This window comes from Lachnospira pectinoschiza (assembly GCF_020564355.1).
Taxonomy (GTDB): domain Bacteria; phylum Bacillota; class Clostridia; order Lachnospirales; family Lachnospiraceae; genus Lachnospira; species Lachnospira intestinalis.
Genome location: NZ_JAJCRR010000029.1, coordinates 1 through 449, shown reverse-complemented (window position 1 = coordinate 449; position 449 = coordinate 1). Strand labels below are relative to the sequence as shown.

Annotated in this window: 1 protein-coding gene; it reads left to right on the top strand. The window is 34.1% G+C overall.

Annotation, left to right across the window (positions count from 1 at the left end; translation table 11 throughout):
• A partial coding sequence (locus LI288_RS14095) for a chloride channel protein (RefSeq protein WP_227091081.1) occupies window positions 1-449 on the top strand: 449 nt, incomplete at both ends.

Below are 449 nucleotides of genomic sequence, written 5' to 3'. Positions count from 1 at the left end.
AAAGGGATGGGATTAATATTTGAGGCAGGAAATTTTAACTCTGAAAATATTCCCAAACGTCTCGTTCCACTAATTATTTTCTCAACTTGGATGTCACATCTTTTTGGTGCAAGTGTTGGTCGAGAGGGAGTTGCTGTACAAATTGGAGCAACTATCGGACATTACGTTGGTAAATTACTTTCTATAAAGGAAGCAAAAAAAGTTCTTTTAATCACAGGTATGGCTGCAGGATTTTCTGGTTTATTCCAAACACCTATCGCGGCAACATTCTTTGCAATAGAAATACTGACGGTAGGAAAGATAGAATATATAGCTTTATTCCCTGCACTTGTTGCTTCATATGTTGCAAGTTTTACCTCGCATTATTTAGGACTTGAAAAATTTTCATATTCTATTAACACAAATATTCACTTAGATATTTTTATAATCTTGAAACTCATATTCATAGC